This is a genomic window from Roseovarius salis (genome assembly GCF_044472985.1).
Taxonomy (GTDB): domain Bacteria; phylum Pseudomonadota; class Alphaproteobacteria; order Rhodobacterales; family Rhodobacteraceae; genus Roseovarius; species Roseovarius salis.
On the sequence record NZ_JBISDG010000052.1, the window covers coordinates 1 to 19,190 of the forward strand.

General features: G+C 61.4%; 18 protein-coding genes. 6 read left to right on the forward strand and 12 right to left on the reverse strand.

The features are described 5' to 3' along the window. Nucleotides 1-1,013, reverse strand: a 1,013-nt coding sequence (locus tag ACH13J_RS16360; RefSeq protein ID WP_397544416.1) for an FAD-binding domain-containing protein, incomplete at its 3' end; no start/stop codon positions are given. A gap of 151 nt (nt 1,014-1,164) precedes the next feature. On the opposite strand from ACH13J_RS16360, the gene ACH13J_RS16365 reads away from it, so the two are divergent. From ACH13J_RS16365 to ACH13J_RS16375, 3 genes are read left to right on the forward strand one after another with little or no spacing between them, the layout of a single operon-like run. Next, entirely contained in the window at nt 1,165-1,821 is a 657-nt protein-coding gene (locus ACH13J_RS16365) for an ATP-binding cassette domain-containing protein (RefSeq protein ID WP_397544417.1), read from the forward strand. Further along, on the forward strand, nt 1,818-4,217 hold the full coding sequence (locus ACH13J_RS16370) for an FtsX-like permease family protein (RefSeq protein WP_397544418.1): 2,400 nt from the start codon (nt 1,818-1,820) through the stop codon (nt 4,215-4,217). The genes ACH13J_RS16365 and ACH13J_RS16370 overlap by 4 nt, the downstream gene beginning before the upstream one ends. Next, nucleotides 4,207-5,253 (forward strand): lipocalin-like domain-containing protein, encoded by a 1,047-nt coding sequence (locus tag ACH13J_RS16375; protein ID WP_397544419.1) that lies wholly within the window; start codon nt 4,207-4,209, stop codon nt 5,251-5,253. The genes ACH13J_RS16370 and ACH13J_RS16375 overlap by 11 nt, the downstream gene beginning before the upstream one ends. Before the next feature lie 44 nt (nt 5,254-5,297). Here ACH13J_RS16375 and ACH13J_RS16380 read toward each other — a convergent pair whose 3' ends face one another. The 3 genes from ACH13J_RS16380 to ACH13J_RS16390 all read right to left on the reverse strand — a co-directional run bounded on the left by ACH13J_RS16380 (nt 5,298) and on the right by ACH13J_RS16390 (nt 7,008). Beyond that, nucleotides 5,298-5,504 carry a hypothetical protein gene (locus tag ACH13J_RS16380; protein WP_397544420.1) on the reverse strand — a complete coding sequence of 69 codons (207 nt, stop codon included), beginning with the start codon at nt 5,502-5,504 and terminating at the stop codon, nt 5,298-5,300. Nucleotides 5,505-5,623: 119 nt separating this feature from the next. Then, nucleotides 5,624-5,884, reverse strand: coding sequence for a hypothetical protein (locus ACH13J_RS16385; RefSeq protein ID WP_397544421.1), 261 nt, complete (start codon nt 5,882-5,884; stop codon nt 5,624-5,626). Nucleotides 5,885-6,000: 116 nt separating this feature from the next. After that, entirely contained in the window at nt 6,001-7,008 is a 1,008-nt protein-coding gene (locus ACH13J_RS16390; protein WP_397544422.1) for a Hint domain-containing protein, read from the reverse strand. Between the two features lie 185 nt (nt 7,009-7,193). Here ACH13J_RS16390 and ACH13J_RS16395 point away from each other — a divergent pair, with 185 nt between their 5' ends. Then, entirely contained in the window at nt 7,194-8,339 is a 1,146-nt protein-coding gene (locus tag ACH13J_RS16395) for an acyl-CoA dehydrogenase family protein (protein ID WP_397544423.1), read from the forward strand. A gap of 16 nt (nt 8,340-8,355) precedes the next feature. Here ACH13J_RS16395 and ACH13J_RS16400 read toward each other — a convergent pair whose 3' ends face one another. The 5 genes from ACH13J_RS16400 to msrB form a co-directional block, all read right to left on the reverse strand. After that, nucleotides 8,356-9,756: a TRAP transporter large permease subunit gene (locus tag ACH13J_RS16400; RefSeq protein WP_397544424.1), complete on the reverse strand. Its 1,401-nt coding sequence runs from the start codon at nt 9,754-9,756 to the stop codon at nt 8,356-8,358. An 11-nt stretch (nt 9,757-9,767) separates the two neighbouring features. Next, the gene (locus ACH13J_RS16405) at nt 9,768-10,400 is read right to left on the reverse strand and encodes a TRAP transporter small permease subunit (RefSeq protein ID WP_397544425.1); all 633 of its coding nucleotides are present in this window, start codon (nt 10,398-10,400) and stop codon (nt 9,768-9,770) included. Nucleotides 10,401-10,469: 69 nt separating this feature from the next. Further along, nucleotides 10,470-11,489 (reverse strand): C4-dicarboxylate TRAP transporter substrate-binding protein, encoded by a 1,020-nt coding sequence (locus ACH13J_RS16410; RefSeq protein ID WP_397544426.1) that lies wholly within the window; start codon nt 11,487-11,489, stop codon nt 10,470-10,472. A gap of 152 nt (nt 11,490-11,641) precedes the next feature. Beyond that, the gene (gene msrA / locus ACH13J_RS16415; protein WP_397544427.1) at nt 11,642-12,151 is read right to left on the reverse strand and encodes a peptide-methionine (S)-S-oxide reductase MsrA; all 510 of its coding nucleotides are present in this window, start codon (nt 12,149-12,151) and stop codon (nt 11,642-11,644) included. Then, nucleotides 12,151-12,594, reverse strand: coding sequence for a peptide-methionine (R)-S-oxide reductase MsrB (gene msrB / locus ACH13J_RS16420; protein WP_397544428.1), 444 nt, complete (start codon nt 12,592-12,594; stop codon nt 12,151-12,153). Before msrB ends, msrA begins: the two co-directional genes overlap by 1 nt. 406 nt (nt 12,595-13,000) lie before the next feature. Here msrB and ACH13J_RS16425 point away from each other — a divergent pair, with 406 nt between their 5' ends. Together ACH13J_RS16425 and ACH13J_RS16430 are read left to right on the forward strand one after the other, a co-directional pair. Further along, nucleotides 13,001-13,249, forward strand: a complete 249-nt coding sequence (locus ACH13J_RS16425; protein WP_397544433.1) for a hypothetical protein — start codon at nt 13,001-13,003, stop codon at nt 13,247-13,249. Between the two features lie 15 nt (nt 13,250-13,264). Continuing rightward, on the forward strand, nt 13,265-13,969 hold the full coding sequence (locus tag ACH13J_RS16430) for a sulfotransferase (RefSeq protein ID WP_397544429.1): 705 nt from the start codon (nt 13,265-13,267) through the stop codon (nt 13,967-13,969). A 48-nt stretch (nt 13,970-14,017) separates the two neighbouring features. On the opposite strand, the gene ACH13J_RS16435 is transcribed toward ACH13J_RS16430, so the two are convergent. From ACH13J_RS16435 to ACH13J_RS16445, 3 genes are all read right to left on the reverse strand, one after another. After that, nucleotides 14,018-15,037: a hypothetical protein gene (locus tag ACH13J_RS16435; RefSeq protein WP_397544430.1), complete on the reverse strand. Its 1,020-nt coding sequence runs from the start codon at nt 15,035-15,037 to the stop codon at nt 14,018-14,020. 69 nt (nt 15,038-15,106) lie between these two features. Next, nucleotides 15,107-15,799, reverse strand: coding sequence for a sulfotransferase family 2 domain-containing protein (locus tag ACH13J_RS16440; protein ID WP_397544431.1), 693 nt, complete (start codon nt 15,797-15,799; stop codon nt 15,107-15,109). 7 nt (nt 15,800-15,806) lie between these two features. Then, entirely contained in the window at nt 15,807-18,983 is a 3,177-nt protein-coding gene (locus ACH13J_RS16445; protein WP_397544432.1) for a glycosyltransferase, read from the reverse strand. Nucleotides 18,984-19,190: the final 207 nt, after the last annotated feature.

Genomic DNA, 19,190 nt, shown 5'->3' on the forward strand with positions numbered 1-19,190 from the left:
TCGCCCGTTTCATGCCATTCATCTGCCCCGAACGCCGTGGCGGCACGGCCCGCCGCGTCGGTCACGGCGCCCGATGCAAAGGCACGCGCCACGTCGCCAACCGCGAGCGGAGAGCGCGCGTCCGGGCAGGCCAGGGCGATCATGGCCGTGGGCGGGCGCGGCAACAGCTCCTCGACACGGCCATCCTCCTCGGTCAGCAGCAGAAGGTAATCGCCCTCGGGCATGGGATCGTCAGGCGGCAGGGGCTGCCGGGGGTGCTCGCACTCTTCTGTCAGCGGCTCGGCCTGATGGGCCAGAGCGTGGCCGGGGTGAAAACGGCCATCTGTATACTTGGCGATGTTCGAGGCCCGGGCGAGATAGGTCTTGCCCTTGGTGTGCAGGCCCCCGACCCAGCGCCAGCCCAGCGTGTTGGAGGCCGGATCCCCGTCGGCGAGATGGCGCAGGAAGAAATCCGCCCCGAGCTCCCATGGCAGGCGGAGCGTGAAGATCCATATTGACGCGAACCACATGCGGGCATGGTTGTGCAGGTAGCCGGTTTCAACCAGTTCCCGCGCCCAGTGGTCGAAGGCGTCGATCCCTGTGCGCCCCATGACGGCGGCCTCGTGATCCATGGCGAGCCCGGTGTCCCGCGACAGCTTTTCCAGACCCTTGTCGACACCGGCCCTGTAGCTGTCCCAGACGGTCGGGCGCTGCTCCAGCCAGCCCTTGAAATAGCCCCGCCACACGACCTCCTGCACGAATTTCTCGGCGTTGGACGGCGTATGGCGTGCCAGTGTAGCGCGCAGCACCTCGTGCTCGGTCACCAGCCGGTGGCGAATCCACGGTGACAGCGTCGAGACGTTGTCGCGACGACCGGGACCGAAATCATGGTTGCGCAGCCGTGCATACGTCTTGCCCGCGCGCGGCAGGAAGGTGTGCAGCCGGTCAAGACCGGCCTGCCGACACGGCGTGAATGCGCCCGCGGCAGCTTGCTCGAGGCCCGGCAGGGGTGGCGTGGCGGCAGGGTCTGTCATGGGGCGGTCCTCTCCGTCCGTCGATGCGGGGTGACATAGCCCTTTGCGTGTGCCTGTCATGCGGCGCAGGCGCGCAGATCGTGCGCCATCCTTGCACGTCCTGCTTTCCAATGCGCAGGAGTGAGATAGCTTATCGGTCGAAGGAGGCGCGATGCTGCTCGAGGTCGAAAACCTGTGCAAATCCTATCCCGGGCCCGAAGGGCGCGTGGATGTCCTGCGCGGCGTGGACCTGACGCTCGGCGCCGGCCGGACGCTGGCGCTGACGGGCGAGTCCGGGTCCGGCAAGAGCACGCTGCTGCATCTTGTTGGCGGGCTCGATACCGCCGATCGCGGCAGCATCCGGCTGGATGGGCAAGAGGTGACGGGGCTGGATGACCGTGGGCGCGCGGGCTTGCGGCGCCAATGCGTCGGGATCGTGTTTCAGCAGTTCAACCTGATACCGTCACTGACGGTGGCCGCGAATGTCTCGTTCCAGGCGCGGCTGGCCGGGCGCGAGGACAGGACCCACATCGCCCGGCTGGTGGACGCGCTGGGCCTGTCCGAGCAAATGCGGAAATATCCCGAACAGCTGTCGGGCGGGCAGCAGCAGCGCGTCGCGATTGCGCGCGCCCTTGCGGTGCGTCCCCGGTTGGTGCTGGCGGATGAACCCACCGGCAACCTCGACGAAGCCACGTCGGACGTGGTCTTGCGGCAGATGCTGGACCTTGTGGCCGATACCGGCGCGGCGCTGATGATGGTCACGCATTCCCCGGCCCTGTCCCGGAGGATGGAACACGGTTTGCACCTCAGCCGGGGGCGCTTGACGTGACGCGCGCGGGATTGGAGGCGTTGCTGTCGCACTGGCGGCGCAATCCGCTGCAGCTCTTCACGCTGGTGGCGGGTCTGGCGCTGGCCACCGCGCTGTGGTCCGGGGTTCAGGCCGTCAATTCGGAAGCGCGGGCGAGCTATGACGCGGCGGCGGCGATGCTGGGCGAAGGGCGCCATGACCAGCTGGTGCCGCGGGCCGGCGACACGATCCCGCAGCACAGATATGTCGCGCTGCGCCGCGCGGGCTGGCAGGTGGCCCCGGTGCTGGACGGCCGCCTGCGCGCGGGGGGCACACCGGTGCGGATCGTCGGGATCGATCCTCTCACGGCGCCGGGCGGGGCGGGCCCCGTCACGCGGGCCGGGGACATGCCGCTGCCCGCCTTTCTGTCCGAACGGGTGGTTTTCGCCAACCCCGAGGTCGCGGTAGCCTTGGCCGGAGCGCTGCAGCACCGGGTTGTGCCGGACCCGGGCATAGCCCCCGGCACGGCGCTCGCGGATGTGGGCGTGGCGCAGGAATTGCTGGACCGTCCCGGCGAGCTGAGCCGCCTGGTCCTGCACGATGTCCAGCCGGTGGGCCGCCCGCCACTGCAAGATGTCGCGCCCGGCCTCGTGCGTCGGCCCGCGCAGCGGGGGGCCGAGGTGGGACGCCTGACAGACAGTTTCCACCTCAACCTGACCGCCTTCGGGCTGTTGAGCTTTGCCGTGGGGATATTCATCGTGCACGGTGCCATCGGCCTTGCCTTCGAACAGCGCCGGGCGATGGTGCGCACCCTGCGGGCGCTGGGAATGCCATTGCGGCGGCTCATGATCCTGATGACCGCCGAACTGGTGGTGCTTGCCCTCGCCGCCGGGGGGCTGGGCGTGGGCTTGGGCTATGTTCTGGCAGGGGCGCTGTTGCCGGACGTGGCGGCAACGCTTGAGGGCCTTTATGGCGCTCAGGTGTCGGGATCGCTGCAGTTGAGGCCGGCGTGGTGGCTGTCGGGCCTCGGGATCGCGGTGGCGGGCAGCCTGCTGGCCGCGGCCAACGCGCTCTGGCGCACGGCGCGGATGCCCGTCCTGTCCGGCGCCGGTGCGCGCGCATGGTCCATGGCCGCCAGCCGGTGGCGCGGCGGTCGGGCGGTTGCCGCCATCCTGCTGCTGGCCGCCGCGGCGGCGCTGATCCCGCTGGGCGAGGGGCTGGTGATGGGGTTCGCCTGCCTCGCCTGCCTGCTGCTTGGGGCGGCGCTGGGGCTGCCTCTGGTGCTCGGCCGGGTTCTGGCAGTGGCCGAGGGCAGGGCGCGCTCGGCGCTATGGCACTGGTTCTGGGCGGACAGCCGCCAGCAACTGCCGGGGCTGAGCCTCGCGTTGATGGCGCTGTTGCTTGCAATGGCGGCGAATGTGGGTGTGTCGACCATGGTATCCAGCTTTCGCCTGACCTTCACCGGCTTTCTTGACCAGCGTCTCGCGGCAGAGCTGTATGTCAGCGCGGAGGACACCGCCCAGGCGGCGCGGCTGGCCCGGTTCGTGGCCGATCGCGCCGACGCCGTGCTGCCGGTGCTGTCGGTGGAGGCACGGCTGGCCGGGGAGACGGCGGAGATCCACGGCGCACGCATCGGGTCCACCTATACCGAGAACTGGGATTTTCTTGCCGCCGACGGGGCGGTATGGGACCGCGTTGCCGCGGGCAAGGCGGTAATCGTCAATGAACAGTTGGCGCGGCGGGCCGATCTATGGCCGGGAGACAAGCTGACGATCGTGCCGGGGCGCACGCTTCCTGTCGCGGCGGTCGTGGCCGATTACGGCAATCCCGCCGGGCAGGCCGTTATTGGCGAGGCGCTGTTCCGCGCGCTGTTCCCGCAGGTGCGCGCCGAACGGTTCGGCCTGCGCACGGATGACCCGGACGCCATGCGCGCGGCGTTGACCGGGGAATTCGGCCTGTCGGAGGGGCAGATCATGGATCAATCCGCGATCAAGGCCTTTTCCATGAGGGTGTTCGAACGGACCTTTACCGTGACCGGCGCGCTGAACGTCCTGACGCTGGCCGTGGCCGGTTTTGCCATGCTGATGAGCCTGCTCACGCTGGCCGGGATGCGCCTGCCACAGCTTGCGCCGGTCTGGGCGCTCGGCCTGACGCGGGCCATGCTGGGGCGGCTGGAGCTTTTGCGGGCGCTCATCCTTGCCATGCTGACGCTGCTAGCCGCGCTGCCGCTGGGGCTGGCGCTCGCATGGGTTCTGCTGGCGGTGGTCAATGTCGAGGCGTTCGGCTGGCGTTTGCCAATGTATCTCTTTCCGCTGGATTACGCGAAACTTGCCCTCTTTGCGCTGCTGGCGGCGGTGTTGGCCGCGCTGTGGCCGGCGCGGCGGCTGGCACGTGTCCCTGCCGCCGATCTTCTGAAGGTTTTCGCCAATGAACGCTAGGGTGCTCGTGCTGCTGCTGTTTATGGCGTGCCCCCTGCCTGTGCTGGCCCAGGGGTTCGCGGGCATGGGGACCGATGCGGACGGGTTCGCCGTGCCGCGGCCTGAGCCGGAGTTCGAGTTTCCCGCCGATCACGGGGCGCATCCCGACTACCGCATAGAATGGTGGTACCTCACCGCCAACCTGCAGGGACCGGATGGCACGGCCTACGGGCTGCAATGGACGCTGTTCCGCTCCGCCCTCGCGCCCGGAGAGGCGCCGGGCTGGCAGAGCCCGCAGGTCTGGTTCGGCCATGCGGCCGTGACGACGCCGGGCGCACACCATGTCGCCGAGCGTTATGCCCGCGGCGGGATCGGGCAGGCCGGGGTCGAGGCGGCGCCGTTTTCCGCTTGGATCGATGACTGGCACATGAAGGGCGAGGATCTCGACCGCGTCGCGGTGCGCGCGAGCGGCAATGACTTTGCCTATGACATGACGTTGAGCGCCGAGGGCCCGATGGTGTTCCACGGGCAGCGCGGTTATTCGGTGAAATCCGAGCAGGGCCAGGCGAGCTATTACTACTCGCAGCCCTTTTACGACATATCGGGGGCGATCGAGCTGCCCGGGGGGCGCGTCGACGTGACGGGCACGGCATGGCTCGACCGGGAATGGTCGTCGCAGCCGCTGGCGGCGGACCAGACCGGCTGGGACTGGTTCTCGCTCTCTTTCGATACGGGCGAGAAGCTCATGGCGTTCCGCCTGCGGCAGACGGATGGCGGCCATTTCGTTTCCGGCACATGGATCGCGCCGGATGGGACGACATCGCCGCTGGGCAACGGTATGCTTGATGCCGAACCGCTGGATGTCACGGGCGTGGCGGGGCGTGATGTGCCAACACGCTGGGCGCTTGAGGTGCCGGGACGCGGCGTGCGCGTTACGGTCGAGGCCGTGAACCCCCGTGCGTGGATGGATACCGCCGTGCCCTACTGGGAGGGTCCGGTCACCGTGTCCGGCAGCCATTCCGGCCGGGGATACCTGGAGATGACGGGTTACGAATGATCACGGGCGCGCGTGCACTTTTGCGCGGGCCTTGCGGGGGGCTGTCAGTGCCGCGATGCCGCGTTCATGCGCTGCTGGATGCCGTCGCGCGACAATGCCGATTTCGGTTGATCGGTATCACGAAGCTTTTCCGTCGCGCGAACGCTGAGGTAAGCGAACGCCACCACGAAACCAAGCGTGCCAAATGCGAGAATTCCTACAAGCGTTTCCATGTCTGTTCCTTTCGGTTTGATATCCGAAATACGCTCCACGGAACATGCTGGATCAACGGAGGATCAGAAAAATCAAGCATTTTCAGTTGCATAAAAATGTATTCTGCGTTGCGGCAAAAGATTTCCATTGCGCCGGCGGCGTTTGGCGGCGGGTCTGTTCAGTTCACAAGAACGATCACGCCCAGCCAGAAGACCAGTATCCCGATCCAGCCGAACTGCGCCGCGACCAGGCCGAGGGCCAGCAGGATCGCCAGAACCCCGGCGGTGATGAGACTTTGATCGCGCAAGGGCCGTTGCCTGATATCGGCGTCGATGTCCCGGATCGGGCGCCGGCGGAACACGCCGGAAATGATCAGCACCGCCACCTTGCGGCAGAGTGCCCCCGCACCGGCGGTCAAATCACGGGATGTACGTGCCATCTGGTCCCCGCCTGTGGCTTGTTCGTCGTCACGCCATCGGATCGCGCCTAGCATGCCGCGCCCCAGCACGGCAATATCGGCTGGATACCGTCAAGGCGCCGCGCGGCGGGCGCGTTTTACGGCCGGGCCTCGTGCAGGGGTTTCCTGTTTTTCGCGTGCCGCTCGATCAGCTTCTTCTGAAGCCTGCCCTCGGGGATGAAGCGGGCCGGTTCCGGTTGCGCGCCGTCCTGCGCGCATTCGGGAAAGATGGTCAGGATCTCTTGCCGCGCCTCGGGCGATACCGATTTCAGGGCTTCGGGGCCGGTGAACAGGCTTTCGGTCGGGGCACCCTCTGCGACGATGACCTCGTGCGCGTCGAACAGGAGGTGGAAATACTCCACCTCGTTGATCGACTGGTCAACGAAGATACCGGGCAGGGCGGTCAGTTTGATCGCCGGAACCAGCACCTCTGAAACCCCGAACATGCGATTGGCAATCCTGGAGTGGATCAGCATCCGGTGCTGCCGCGAAACGAGCATGTCCCGCACGGGCAAGCCCTCGCCCAGGGCGCCGGCGCAGATGCGCACCGGGCGCAGCTTGGGGTTTGCCTCGATGTCGCGTATGACGAAAGTGCGGCGAAAGATCTTGCGCAGGCGCAATCCCTCCCCCGTGTAGCCGCGGATGATTTCGCCGCCGCGCAGGTTTTCCACCGGCGTTTCGCCGTCTTCCGTTTCGATCATCGTTCCCGTGACGAAGCAAACGGGATCGAGATCCTCGTAGGGGGTGGGAGTCGTGTTCGACACCCATGACGTGTCGACGAGCGTCGCGTTCTGGAGCGTGCTGCCATCGGTGGGCGTGAACACCTTGCGGCCGTCAGCGAGGTAGAACGTCGTCCCGGTGATCGTCGTCACGGTGCCATCCGCCAGCTGGACCGTGACAGTGTCGCCGGCATAGGACGCTATGATCGACGTGTCGTCAATCTTGTCGTCCGACGGCCGCCACCACGGACCTTTGCTGGTACTGCTGTCCACGACGCCATCGTCATTGGCGTCATTGACCTGAAAGTTCTGCACTTGCAGCTCGGTACCGGCCGGCGGCGGATTCGCCGGGTCCATCAGATAGAACTCGTCTACCTTTATCGCCATGTCTGCTCGCCTCAGCTGCTCTGCGTCGTTAGTCGCGCAGATTTCGGCTAAGATTACGTGAAGTCCGCCATTTTGTCGAGACGGTTAATCCCGAACCCGGTCCCGGTGCGGGCGGGATGACCGGCGGCGCATTGCAATCGCGGCCCGTTTGGCATCTGATGCGCGATGATAGAGGGGAGGAGACCATGCCGGACCATCTGTTGCTTGACCAGGAGCACGGGATGCTGCGCGACCAGATCCGCCGCTTCGTGGCGGAGAGGGTGCAGCCCGCAGGCGACCGTTGGGAAAAGGATGGCTGCGTGCCGCGCGAGGTGCTGCGCGAGATGGGGCGCCTGGGTTTTCTGGGCATCCGCTACCCAGAGAAATACGGTGGCGCGGGCATGGACACGCGCGCCACTGCCGTCCTCGCCGAGGAGCTGGGGCGGTCGAGCTATTCCGGCTTTGCCATCACCGTGCTGGTTCATACCGACATGGCCTCGGTGCATGTTTTCAACGCGGGCTCGGAAGTGCAGAAAGCTGCCCACATGCCCGGCATCGTCTCGGGCGAGACGATTACCGCCGTTGGCGTGACAGAGCCCGGCGCCGGATCCGACGTGAAGGGCATCCGCACCACCGCGCGCCGCGAGGGGGGCGACTATGTCCTCAACGGCGCCAAGATGTTCATCACCAACGGTGTGCACGCCGATCTCTACTGCATCGCCGCCAAGACGGACCCGGACGGCCCCGCCAGCGGGTCGGTGACCATGTTCCTCGTGGAAAAGGGCACCCCGGGTTTCAGCGTGAGCCGCGCGCTCGACAAGCATGGCTGGCGCTCCTCCGATACCGCCGAGCTGCGGTTCGAGGAGTGCCGCGTTCCCGCCGACGCGGTTCTGGGCGAGGAAGGCGGGGGGTTCTACGCGATCATGCGCAATTTCCAGAACGAACGTATCGTTCTGGGCGCCATGGCAATGGGAGAGGCACAGGCCGCGCTGGACCTGACGCTGGATTACGTGAAGACCCGCCGGGCCTTTGGTGCGCCGTTATGGGACAAGCAGGCGATCCGGCAGCGCCTGTCGATGCTCGCGGCCCGTGTCGCGGCGGCGCGCCAGCTCGTCTATGCCACTGCCGCGCGGGACGCCGCCGGCGAGGAGGTGACGCGCGAGGTGTCCATGATAAAGGCGCTGTGCGGCGAGCTGGTCAACGAGGTGATGTATGACTGCCTGCAGTTCCATGGCGGCATGGGCTTCATGGGCGAGAGCACGATCGAGCGCATGAGCCGCGATGCCCGGGTGCAGGCCATCGGCGGCGGCGCGACCGAGGTGATGCTGGAAGAGGTTGCCAAGCGGCTTTGAGGGGCGCCGCGGCCGCTCAGGCAAGGCTGGGCAGCCAGAGCACGATCCACGGGAAGGCCACCAGCAGGCCGATCGTGATGGCGTCGGCGATGAAGAAGGGCATGACCCCGCGGAACACGTCCTGCACGCTGAGGTCCGGGCGCACGCCGGCCACGACGAAGCAGTTGAGCCCGATGGGCGGGGTGATGAGGCAGAACTCGGCCATCTTGACCACCAGGATGCCGAACCAGATCGCGCACATCGGCCCCGACATGCCGAAGGTGCTGTCGGCGGCCGAGACGAACTCGCCCCCGTTCAGCGCCATGACGGCCGGGTAGACCACCGGCAGCGTGAGCAGCAGCATGCCGATGGCGTCCATGAACATCCCCAGCACGGCATAGGCCAGCAGTATGCACACCAGGATCAGCATGGGCGACATCGTCAGCGAGGTGATCCAGTCTGCAAAGGCGCTCGGCAGATCGGCGAAGCCCAGGAACCGCACGAAGATCAACACGCCCCAGATGATGGTGAAGATCATCACGCTGAGCTTGGCGGTCTCGAGCAGGGCATCCTTGAGTTCGGGCCAGCGCATGCCCCGCCAGACGGCCATACAGAACACCACGAACGCCCCGATCGCCCCGCCCTCGGTGGGCGTGCCCCACGCATCGCCGCCGAACGGGTTGTAGACGAAGAAGATGATCGTCACGACAACGAAGACGATGGGCAGCGCCGGCGGCAGCGCGACTAGGCGCTCACGCCACGAGAACCCGCCGACGGGCGGGCCGAAGCCGCGGATCGTCAGGGCCATGCCGACGATCAGCGAACCGTAGACGAGCGCCGAGAACGCCCCGGGGATAAACCCCGCGAGCAGCAGCTTGCCCACGTCCTGTTCCACGATGATGGCATAGATCACGAGGATCGCCGACGGCGGGATCAGGCTGGCCAGCGTCCCTCCGGCGGCCACCACGCCGGCGGCGAACTTCTTGTCGTACCCGATACGGAGCATCTCGGGGATCGCGATACGGGCAAACACCGCCGAGGTGGCAACGCTTGCCCCCGAGACTGCGGCGAAACCGGCGGTGGCGAAAACCGTCGATACCGCCAACCCACCGGGAACCCATGCGATCCAGCGTTTCGCCGCCTCGAAAAGCGCGCGGGTAAGCCCCGCGTAATAGGCGAGATAGCCGATCAGGATGAAGGTGGGGATCAGGCTCAGCGCCTGGCTCGACACCTTGGAGTGGGGCACCTGCCCGGCCGTCTTGGCCGCTACCGTCAGCGCCCAGAGGAATTCGTCGCCTGCATAGCCTTTCTTTGACCAGAATATCCAGATCAGCCCGACCACCCCGGCCAGACCGGCGGCAAAGGCGACGCGCATCCCCAGCACGACGAGGGCAAGCAGACCGCCGGTCACGGCAAGGCCGATATCAATGGGTTCCATCGTCCCGCCCCTTACTCGTCCCGGCCCGAGACGTGCTCTGCCTCGCGCGCCGCAAGCGTTGCGGCGTCCGCGACCAGCGGAACGGCGACGGGGCGTTCCGCACCGGCCACCAGGGCGCGGCCGAACCCCCAGACCTGCAGCGCCAGCCGCAGGCACAGCACGGAAAACGCCACCGGCGCAAGCAGCTTTGCCGGCCAGAGAGGGAGCGCGATATCCATGGAGCTGTCGCGGCTCCACATCGGCGCGGCAATGTCGAAGCTGCGCTCGAAATGGGCCCAGCTGCCCCAGACCAGAAGCAGCATGAGCACCAGAACCAGAAGGGTGGTAAGCAGCTCGACCAGCCACAGCACCCGGCCGCGCAAGGCCCCCACCACGATGTCCATTCGGATATGCGCCCCGTCGCGCATCACGTAGGACACGCCCATGAAGGCGATGAGCGGCATGGCCTGCTCGATCCAGTCGACATAGCCGGGCAGTGGCGCGTTGAAGAAGTTGCGCCCGCCGACGGATATGACGGCAAGGATCATCAAGGCAAAGACCGCCAGCCCGCTGACAAGCGCCAGCGCACGTTCAAGACGGTAAAGCCCGCCGTCCAGGCGGCTGAGCCGGCTGCCGTCGCTCAGGACCGATGCTGCGCCTGCCATGTCTGTCCCCGGTTTCCCGCACCCATGCGCCTGCCCGGGCCGTTCGGCGGACGGGCAGGCGCGGCGTGCTTACATGCCGCCCTTCAGCTCGGCCAGCTTGTCGGTCACGAAATCGTAGAGTTCCTGCGCCGGCAACCCGCGCGCGGCGTTTTCCTCGATCCAGCTCTGCGCCGCCGGCGTGGCGACCGCGGCCTTGAAGCTCTCGATCTCGTCCTCCGAATAGGTGATCCGCTCGATCCCGCGCTCGTCCAGCGCCGGGCCCCAGCGTTCCATCGTGTTGTTCATGTAGTTGTCGATATAGTGGTCCAGCGCCGGCTCGACCGAACTCATCAGCGCCTCGCGGTGCGCGTCCGAGAGCCCGTCAAGCGCGTCGGTGTTCACCACCACCGGGCAGTTCACCGTTCCGGGGTTGAGGTTGGTGGTCCACCATTCGGCGTTTTCGATCGTTCCGAAGGCCATGTGGGCGTGCGGGGCAAAGGCGACCGCCTTGACGACGCCGGAATCCATTGCCTGCCGCACTTCGGTCGCCGACATCGAGGTGGGAACGGCGCCGAGAGCCTCCATCGCGGCGCCGATGCCGCCCGTGGCCCGCACCGCGAGACCCGAGAAATCCGACAGCTCGCGCGGCGCATCGCCCATCCCGGCGATATTGTATTGGGGCAGCGGCGAGGGCATCAGCAGTGTCGCGTTCCAGCGTGCGAGATCCTTCTCGGCGGCGGGGTGATCGTAGAGCGCCATGGAAAGCGCGCGCTCCTGCTCCAGCGTCTCGACCCCGAGGAAGGGCAGTTCAAGCACCGTGATCGACGGGTTCTTGTCGCGGTGGTAGCCGGCGCAGAACTGCGCCATCTCGAAGGCACCGATGGAAATCCCGTCGAGGTTCTCGCGGTTGTTGCTGAGGCCGCCGTAGCTGATGTTGAGGGTGAACTCACCGCCGGTCTTGTCCTCGACCAGTTCCGCCAGTTTCTCCACGTGTTCGGTAAAGGCCCGCCGTTTGCCCCAGAGCGAGACGTTCCACGTCTCGGCAAGCGCCTCGCCGGCAAAGGCCAGGCCCAGTGTCGCCGTCACCGCGGCTCCGAAAACTTTGCGCATCCTGTTTCCTCCCTTGGTCAAAGTCCTGCCCGGCAACAATAACGGCCATTCGGACCCTGCCAAGCTCGGATTCCGTCAGGGCCCGCCAATTGGGCGCGACCGACCCCGCCTGCCCAAAATTTATGCAGCGCCAGGATGGCGGGGCAGCGGCCCTATTCGGCGGCGTCACGCCGCGGCAGCACCCAGTCCGGCCGGGGAAAGTGACAGGTATAGCCGCCGGGGAATTTCTGCAGGTAATCCTGGTGTTCCGGTTCGGCCTCCCAGAAATCTCCCATGGGCGCGACCTCGGTCACCACCTTGCCGGGCCAGAGGCCGCTGGCCTCGACGTCGGCGATGGTGTCGAGCGCCTCCTGGCGCTGGTCCTCGTCGGCATAGTAGATCGCCGAGCGGTAGGATATGCCGACATCGTTTCCCTGGCGGTTTAGCGTTGTCGGATCGTGTATCTGGAAGAAGAATTCCAGAAGCCGCCGATAACTGACCTGGTCGGGGTCGTAGACGATCTCGACAGCCTCGGCATGGGTGCCGTGGTCGCGATAGGTCGCGTTGGGGACGTCCCCGCCGGTATAGCCGACGCGGGTCCGCTTGACGCCCGGCAGCTTCCGGATGAGGTCCTGCATGCCCCAGAAGCATCCACCGGCAAGCACGGCGCGATGTTCAGCCATTATATGTCCTCCAATTGATCGAGATACTCACCATAGCCCTCGGCGTCCATGTCGTCACGGTGAATGAAGCGCAAGGCCGCGGAATTGATGCAGTAGCGAAGGCCGCCGCGATCGCGCGGCCCGTCGTTGAACACGTGACCGAGATGGCTGTCGGCATGTTTCGAGCGCACTTCGGTGCGCACCATGCCAAGGGATTCGTCGCGGTGCTCGGTGACGTGGGCCGGCTCGACCGGCTTGGTGAAGCTCGGCCACCCGCACCCCGATTCGAACTTGTCCGAGGAGATGAAGAGCGGCTCGCCGGACACGATATCGACATAGATGCCCGGCGCCTTGTGATCGTTGTATTCCCCGCTGAAGGGACGCTCCGTGCCCGCCTGCTGGGTGACCCTGTATTGCTCGGGCGTCAGCCGGGCAACCGCCTCCTGCGTCCTTTGGTATTTCATCGGCTGGGTTTCCCTTCTCGATTTGCCTGTCAGGGAAAACATGGCGCATGACGGGCGGATATCCAAGGGGCGTGCCTGCCAAATGGCCAGCACGCCGTGATCGCACGATTTCTTGAACCACCAGTGGTGAGCCGTGCAGGATTCGAACCTGCGACGGATAGCTCAATGACAATGGGTATAATGCGGAACTGACCCCGAAAACCGGGCGTCCGGCGAAAATATGGGCGTTGACGACTGCGGAATGTTGACATGACCGGGTACGAGTTGCCAATGGTCCACTGAAGTTTGAATGGCAAGCAAACACGAATGACAGAATTGCACGTCTCAGATACTTGGCGCGGGGTTGCCTCAAGGGCATGCGGACAGATCCGGGTTAAACGTGAGACGGCTGGTTGTGGTGTTGCAGATGCTGGTGCCAGGGCATCCGTCTGCACTCCCTCGATCCCTGGTCGCGAACGCCCCGCAACAACAGGATGGCTCCACACCCGCCACGGGCCTTTCATCCCGCCGCTATCGACGGTTCGCTCCACCCGAGGCCGCGCGCTGGCCGAAAAACTCGGGCAAGCGGCCGCTGACCCTGATCGAGGTGCAGACCGGCGCCTATCTGGGCAACGACGACATCGTGCGGTATGAGGATGGGTATGGGCGAAATTAGCGGAGACGCCAAATCATGAGATCGTCAAAAACCAATTTCGTCTTTGTATGCGGGTGCGCCCGCTCTGGGACATCCGCGTTGACAGCGTTGCTGTCTAGTGCAGAGCCAATATTTATCGGAATGGAGCGTTACATTGGTCTTTATAAACGAACCAAGGCGCTTACGACAGACTTGTTTGAGCCGGAACGATTTCTGACGATAAAAAACGGTGACAGCCACATTTATAGTTTTGAGGGGCGGCCTCATTATAAAGGGATACACAAAAAAATTTACAATGTAAATATTATTGGAGATAAAATACCAAGACTTTATAGGGATTATGATATGCTGTTCAATAATTTTCCAGCCTGCAAAGTAATTTTTATTTACCGTAACCTGTTCGATGTGGCCGACTCGTGGGACCGCCGTGTTGAGAGCGGGGTTCGTTGGAGTGCTAACGGTGACTGGCGCGCCGCAATTAAGGAATGGAATCATTCTCTGCGATCAACTGTTGGACATTTGGGAAGTGGAAAAATACTTCCAGTCTCTTATGAGGATCTGTTTTTTGGAACAGGCGAGATAGATAGAATAAAAGAATTCCTCAAAACTGACATACCTAAACCAGTAGGAAAAAATAAAGAAACAGAAAAGATATCGGACCCATTCAAAAACCGAGAGATATGTCGTCTTGGGCAGTTTGGGTTTTATAGGAAACTTGAAGATTTTCGCTTCAATAATTGATCTTAAAGCAGTTATTAGTTCCTTAGAAAATTATCCCTGTTTCGGGATTCAGAGCTTTTTCAGCCTTTGATCGAATATGGGGTTACCCAATTCGTCAAGAAGTTTCTGACGTAATGTGAAGAGTTTTGCCGTCAGGTCGGGCTGCTCTAGCCAAATTTCGGGCGCCAGGTAATTCCAAGTTACCGTCCGCTTCTCGAAAAGCAGCTCACTCTCTGGTCGCGGTATCAGGCAGTTACCGAAATATTCGCTCAGCATCTTTTCCAAGCGCATCATCACGGGAGAATTCATCGAAAGAGTGAATTCCCGCCTGTAATCAAAGCTCCCCCCAGTCGAAATTCGCGAGATCTGGGCTCGCAGCGCGTCGATATCATCGTCATAATCCCGGTTGTTTAGGAGATGGGTCTGGAATCCTGCAAGCGCGCGTAATATCTCCGTTTTTTCGGCCCCGTATGACAGGTTAACCTTGCTCTGTTGAAAGCAGCTCTCGGTGGTCACTTCGGGGAAATACGTCGATAAGAAATGCGCGGACACATCATCTATTTTATCATAAAGGTGGATATCGAGCGCACTCAAGCCTACTGCGTTAGCCCAAGGCTGAATTTTCAGCGAGTCGTTGATATCCGCGTCATTGAATGGACGGGCCAGGCGACCGGCAATGAACTCGACCAGAGTGTAACGATAGCCATGCTTGACCCGCTCCCGCCATGCGCTTTCAAGCCGGGTAAGCGGATTGCGAAGGTAGTAGACCACACGAATTTCGTCGAAACCGATTGCTTCGACAAAATCACGGGCCTGCGCCTCATTGAGACGAGAGAAGTTTTCGGACGAAAGGATAATGTTGTCCGTCGCGTTCCGTAGTTGATGGCTATAAGGTCTGGCCTCTTCACGTCTATCTACCGACAAAAGGTCTGCCAGACGGTGCGGACCACCTTGCATTGTCGTAAAGCGTTCGAGCTTCCAGTCATTTGAGGCGAGGGCACCGGCTTGGCTCTCTAAACCACGTTGAATGGCAGTGGAACCCGTCTTGTGAGGGCCGATATGAAGCAAGAGCTTACGGTTCTTCGTCAAGTGGCTTCTTCCGTTTGGGTGTAAAAAACATTGAGCACCTTTAACAGATTTTCCGCAGTATGCTACCTGCTAACAGGTCGCTTCAGGCATTGGCGGCGACATGCCATACCCAAAAACCGCGAAATCCGTTCTGTAACGGTGCTGCACACGTTCGACCAGGTCATCGGTCCACAAGATTTCTCCCGGCAGTCGTGCAGAGCGGTTGGCAAAAGGGGGGGGCGTATCCGTTGGCTTAAGGCCGATTCGGTTCCGGATTTCGGCGATATCATCAGCCAACGTTTCGACATGCCCAACATGATTGACCAACAGGGGCCTGTCCGGTGCAGGGCCGCATAGCCAGAACGTCTGTGGTCGAAAAATGTTGTCTGGGCCGGGGTTGTCACTCCAATAATCCGATTCGAGAAAACCCTGGACGTCGTCGAAGGCCTCAATGCGCTTGCGGACATCTGCCGGACAGCCGTTCCACCCCTTGAGAAACTGGAAGGTGGACACGAGCCGGGTGTATGGATTGCGCACGAAACCGAAAGTAAAATAGCTCTGCCAGGTGTCGTCTCCCATGATCTTGCGGATCTGTATGGCCGTGGAATGTTTCCCGAGACCAAACCGGTTATGGAAATATCGCGCGGCGGCCTCGCCACGTCGGGTGCCTCCAATTTCCTGATCCCGATAGTGCGTGAATTCCGACAGCATTCGTGAAACAGATGTCCCAGCCGCTTTGGGCGTGTGTATGAAGATGAAACGGTAGGTGTGGTTCACGATCATCGGTAATTCAATCCAGCGACTGGAACAGGTCCGCGGCCTCGAACGCCGCGCGCATGCGCTCGCGGCCGACCTCGAACGAATAGGCCTCGCGCATGTAGGACAGGGCGTTTTCCGACAGGCGGGTCCACAGCGCATCGTCCTGCATCAGGAGGCTGACGGCCTCGGCCCACTCCTCGACCCTCTCCACTATGAAACAGTCATGTTTGTGACGCAAGCCGATCCCCTCTGCCGCGACTGGCGTCAGCACGCACGGTAGCCCCCGCGCCAAGGCCCCCAGGACCTTGCCTTTTATCCCGGCGCCTGACAGCAACGGGGCCACGAACACGCGGTGCTGGTCATACGCATCCTCGATGTCCTGAACAAATCCGACCGGGTGTACGCGCCTTTCTTCGAGTGCCTTGATGTCCTCGGTCATCCCGGATCCGTAGATGTAAAGCGGCACATCGCCGGCACCCCCCCAGATTGCGGGCATGACGTCGCCCACGAACCATTTGAGCCCTTCGGAATTGGGATGATGACGGTAGTTTCCGAGAAATGACAGGCCTTGGCGTCCGGCAAGGGGCGCAACTTCGTCGACAGCATCAACGACCCAAGGGCACTTGACGACGGTTGCACTGCCTTCCGTGTAAGCTTCCAAAACAGAATGCTCTGTATCATTGTAGGACAGCACTACGTCGACCTCGTCAATGACCCCCAACTCCAGTTCGCGCGTTTGGCGGGCTTGCTCCATTTTGTTCTGGTCATTGGCCGCGCTTGCTGCACGGATCTCTCTAAGGAAATGCAAATCGGCATTGTTGAACAAGATTTTTGCCCTTGGCGCGAGCTCTCTGATCCGAGTCAAGATATCTTTCGCGACATAAAACCGCGTGATAAAAAATGCGTCAAACTCCCCTGCATGGCGCTCTAGGTATTCGAAGGGCGACAAGAAAAAAGGCGCATAGAGAACTTCGACACCCATCTTTTGGAGTTCTTCGGTATAAGTCCCAAAATGTGCCATGTTCATCGGTAAAAACGAGACCTTATAGCCGAGAGACTGCACCAGCCGTATCTCCTGAATGGCCGCATAGGAACCCGCATCCTGATCACCACGGGGTGTCGTATAGTCAATGAAAAGGACCCGCCCGACAATACCTCGATCCTTTTCAAGATCCGGAGTTTCACCTTCAGGACCGTGCTCGGCAAAAGCCTTGGACCACCGCCGTTTGAACTTCGGCCGGTTCACCTCCTGAAATTTCTTGAACCCGGTTGAGATGTCAGTGCCGCTCGTCATGCCTTCATAATGATAAATGACCGACGACGGTATAAACCAAGTGCTGTATCCTTGGTCGCGAACCTTGAAAGACAGATCTGTATCCTCAAAGTACATCGGTTCCAAATAGCTTGACAGGCCACCGATCTTTTTCCAGACATCTGTCGGGATCAGCAGCGCGGCACCCGACAAATAATCGGCTTGTCTTGCATAGGAAAAGCGCGGATCATCGGGATTTTGTCGATTGCCGTAGTTCCAAGGATTGCCGTTGCCCCAGATAATGCCCCCGGCGTCCTGCAACTCTCCATTGGGATACAAGAGCTTCGCTCCAGCCAGACCAACGTTCTCGAACCTATCAAATGCGGCAATTAGTTCATCCAGCCATCCGCTGGTGACTTCCACATCATTGTTGAGCAGGACAATGAAATTCCCGCGAGCTGCATCTGCCCCTTTATTGCAAGCACGTATGAAGCGTTGTGGCGTTTCGTTATGGATGACCGTAATACCCGACACGATCGTATCGAGAGTCGCAGTTTCGTCCGTTGAGGCGTCGTCGACCACGATCACCTCGAAACTCGCCACATTTCGGGCAAGTAACAGGCTGCAAAGCGCCAGGTAAGTGACTTCTACCTTATTGTGGGCAGGAATAATTATCGAAGCGTCCGGTTGTTCTACCGATGGGAATTCTAAGGGCGTGAGCTTTACGTTATAATAGCCGCCTTCGAGTACGTTCAGAGCATGTGCAATTTGCGACAGATCTGTGTTTGCGTTCGCGTGCTCAATCTGACCTTTCAAACTTGCGTAGCGGTGCGCCGACTGTGGAAAAAGCGTTGGGGCGAACGGTGCAGGTGACTCGCGTTGCATGACTTCAGCGGGTGTTGTTACTTTGGGAACAAGTGTAACGGTTTCCCATAGCACTTGACTGCCTGTTTCATCCATCAAACAGACGTGTCTTTTTGCACCATTGAGACACCGCGCCGGAAACCTAATAACGGTATTTGCACTCAGACTCGTGCTGGAGATTGGCTCCCCGTCAACCACGAGCACGGCTCTCGCGGATTGTGAAGCCGTCAGAACCAACGTGTGCCCATGGTTCTCTAAAAGGTTAACCTTCACATCCAATCCGATTGGTATGTTGGTTGTTTCCTGCCCAACAACCAGATCGAGGCCAGTCGACGGCTTTATGATTTCGGGTAGATCGGCCACCATCCATTTTGAGAAACGCGAAATTTTGTTACCAATAAGCAATCTGGGTGTTTTGGTCTCCTCAGTGCTACTTGCTGCTGAGAATAGTCTCGGTTCGGCTACGAACAAGAACGGTTCGTCACCTGTTCCATCATCAAGATATCCATTGTACTGAATTGAAAAACTAACCCTAATCCGGTTTTTTAGCTGTGGAATAGGCAATCTTACTTCTTGATATCCTGTTTCCAAACGCCCTCCGGTATATTCTTTATTGAATTTTCGTGTCTCAGAAATTTTTCTTCCTGTATTCAAATCATGGACGCTCATGACGAGCGTGGCATCTGCCCGGTGTGTGGCGATCCCGGCACGAAACTCCAATCCCTTGGAGGGATCGGCGATTTCCACATCATTCAGGAAATTGATACTGCATGGTTCATTACTTTTAAGGATCGAAAGCTGGATCGTGTCACTTCCGTTCAGCATCCAGTCTTTCAATTGGTTCACCCGGCATACAAATCTTTCACCCGGCGAATTTTCTTGAGGATCGGAAACGGTAGCGGTATCTAGGTTTCTAAGGTCGAAATGACCAGCTGTACTGAGCAGTTCTGGCGGTATGCAGTCGTGTTCGATGCGCTCGAAAAGCACGGAAACACCACTAGTTTTAAGAGCAACTTTATCCGGGGCGACATCATCGGTAACGTTCAAGAAGATCTTGCCGCCGAACAAAAAAGCCCTGTTTACGTTGCGCATAGTCTTCTCCAATCTGTTTTCAGCCTATTCGGTAAAAAGCTGGCCTCTGCTTGTTCTTGGAACCTGTATCAGTAGCTTTTGAATATGTCAGCGTTCAATTTCTGGCTTGTGACCTGATGCTGTGGAGGGCCCCTGCACCGGCGTAGTGTGCGATGATTTGGCCGTTAAGCCATGTGTGGACGGCCGCTGCGGTGCAAGAGGTTTCTG

Bases quoted from the DNA above. Each gene is read 5' to 3' on its own strand.
- msrA (WP_397544427.1), bottom strand. From the start codon at position 12,151: ATGGCTGAACATCGCGCCGTGCTTGCCGGTGGATGCTTCTGGGGCATG.
- ACH13J_RS16365 (WP_397544417.1), top strand. From the start codon at position 1,165: ATGCTGCTCGAGGTCGAAAACCTGTGCAAATCCTATCCCGGGCCCGAA.
- msrB (WP_397544428.1), bottom strand. From the start codon at position 12,594: ATGAAATACCAAAGGACGCAGGAGGCGGTTGCCCGGCTGACGCCCGAG.
- ACH13J_RS16445 (WP_397544432.1), bottom strand. From the start codon at position 18,983: ATGCGCAACGTAAACAGGGCTTTTTTGTTCGGCGGCAAGATCTTCTTG.
- ACH13J_RS16375 (WP_397544419.1), top strand. From the start codon at position 4,207: ATGAACGCTAGGGTGCTCGTGCTGCTGCTGTTTATGGCGTGCCCCCTG.
- ACH13J_RS16400 (WP_397544424.1), bottom strand. From the start codon at position 9,756: ATGGAACCCATTGATATCGGCCTTGCCGTGACCGGCGGTCTGCTTGCC.
- ACH13J_RS16410 (WP_397544426.1), bottom strand. From the start codon at position 11,489: ATGCGCAAAGTTTTCGGAGCCGCGGTGACGGCGACACTGGGCCTGGCC.
- ACH13J_RS16405 (WP_397544425.1), bottom strand. From the start codon at position 10,400: ATGGCAGGCGCAGCATCGGTCCTGAGCGACGGCAGCCGGCTCAGCCGC.
- ACH13J_RS16395 (WP_397544423.1), top strand. From the start codon at position 7,194: ATGCCGGACCATCTGTTGCTTGACCAGGAGCACGGGATGCTGCGCGAC.
- ACH13J_RS16390 (WP_397544422.1), bottom strand. From the start codon at position 7,008: ATGGCGATAAAGGTAGACGAGTTCTATCTGATGGACCCGGCGAATCCG.
- ACH13J_RS16440 (WP_397544431.1), bottom strand. From the start codon at position 15,799: ATGATCGTGAACCACACCTACCGTTTCATCTTCATACACACGCCCAAA.
- ACH13J_RS16385 (WP_397544421.1), bottom strand. From the start codon at position 5,884: ATGGCACGTACATCCCGTGATTTGACCGCCGGTGCGGGGGCACTCTGC.
- ACH13J_RS16425 (WP_397544433.1), top strand. From the start codon at position 13,001: ATGCTGGTGCCAGGGCATCCGTCTGCACTCCCTCGATCCCTGGTCGCG.
- ACH13J_RS16430 (WP_397544429.1), top strand. From the start codon at position 13,265: ATGAGATCGTCAAAAACCAATTTCGTCTTTGTATGCGGGTGCGCCCGC.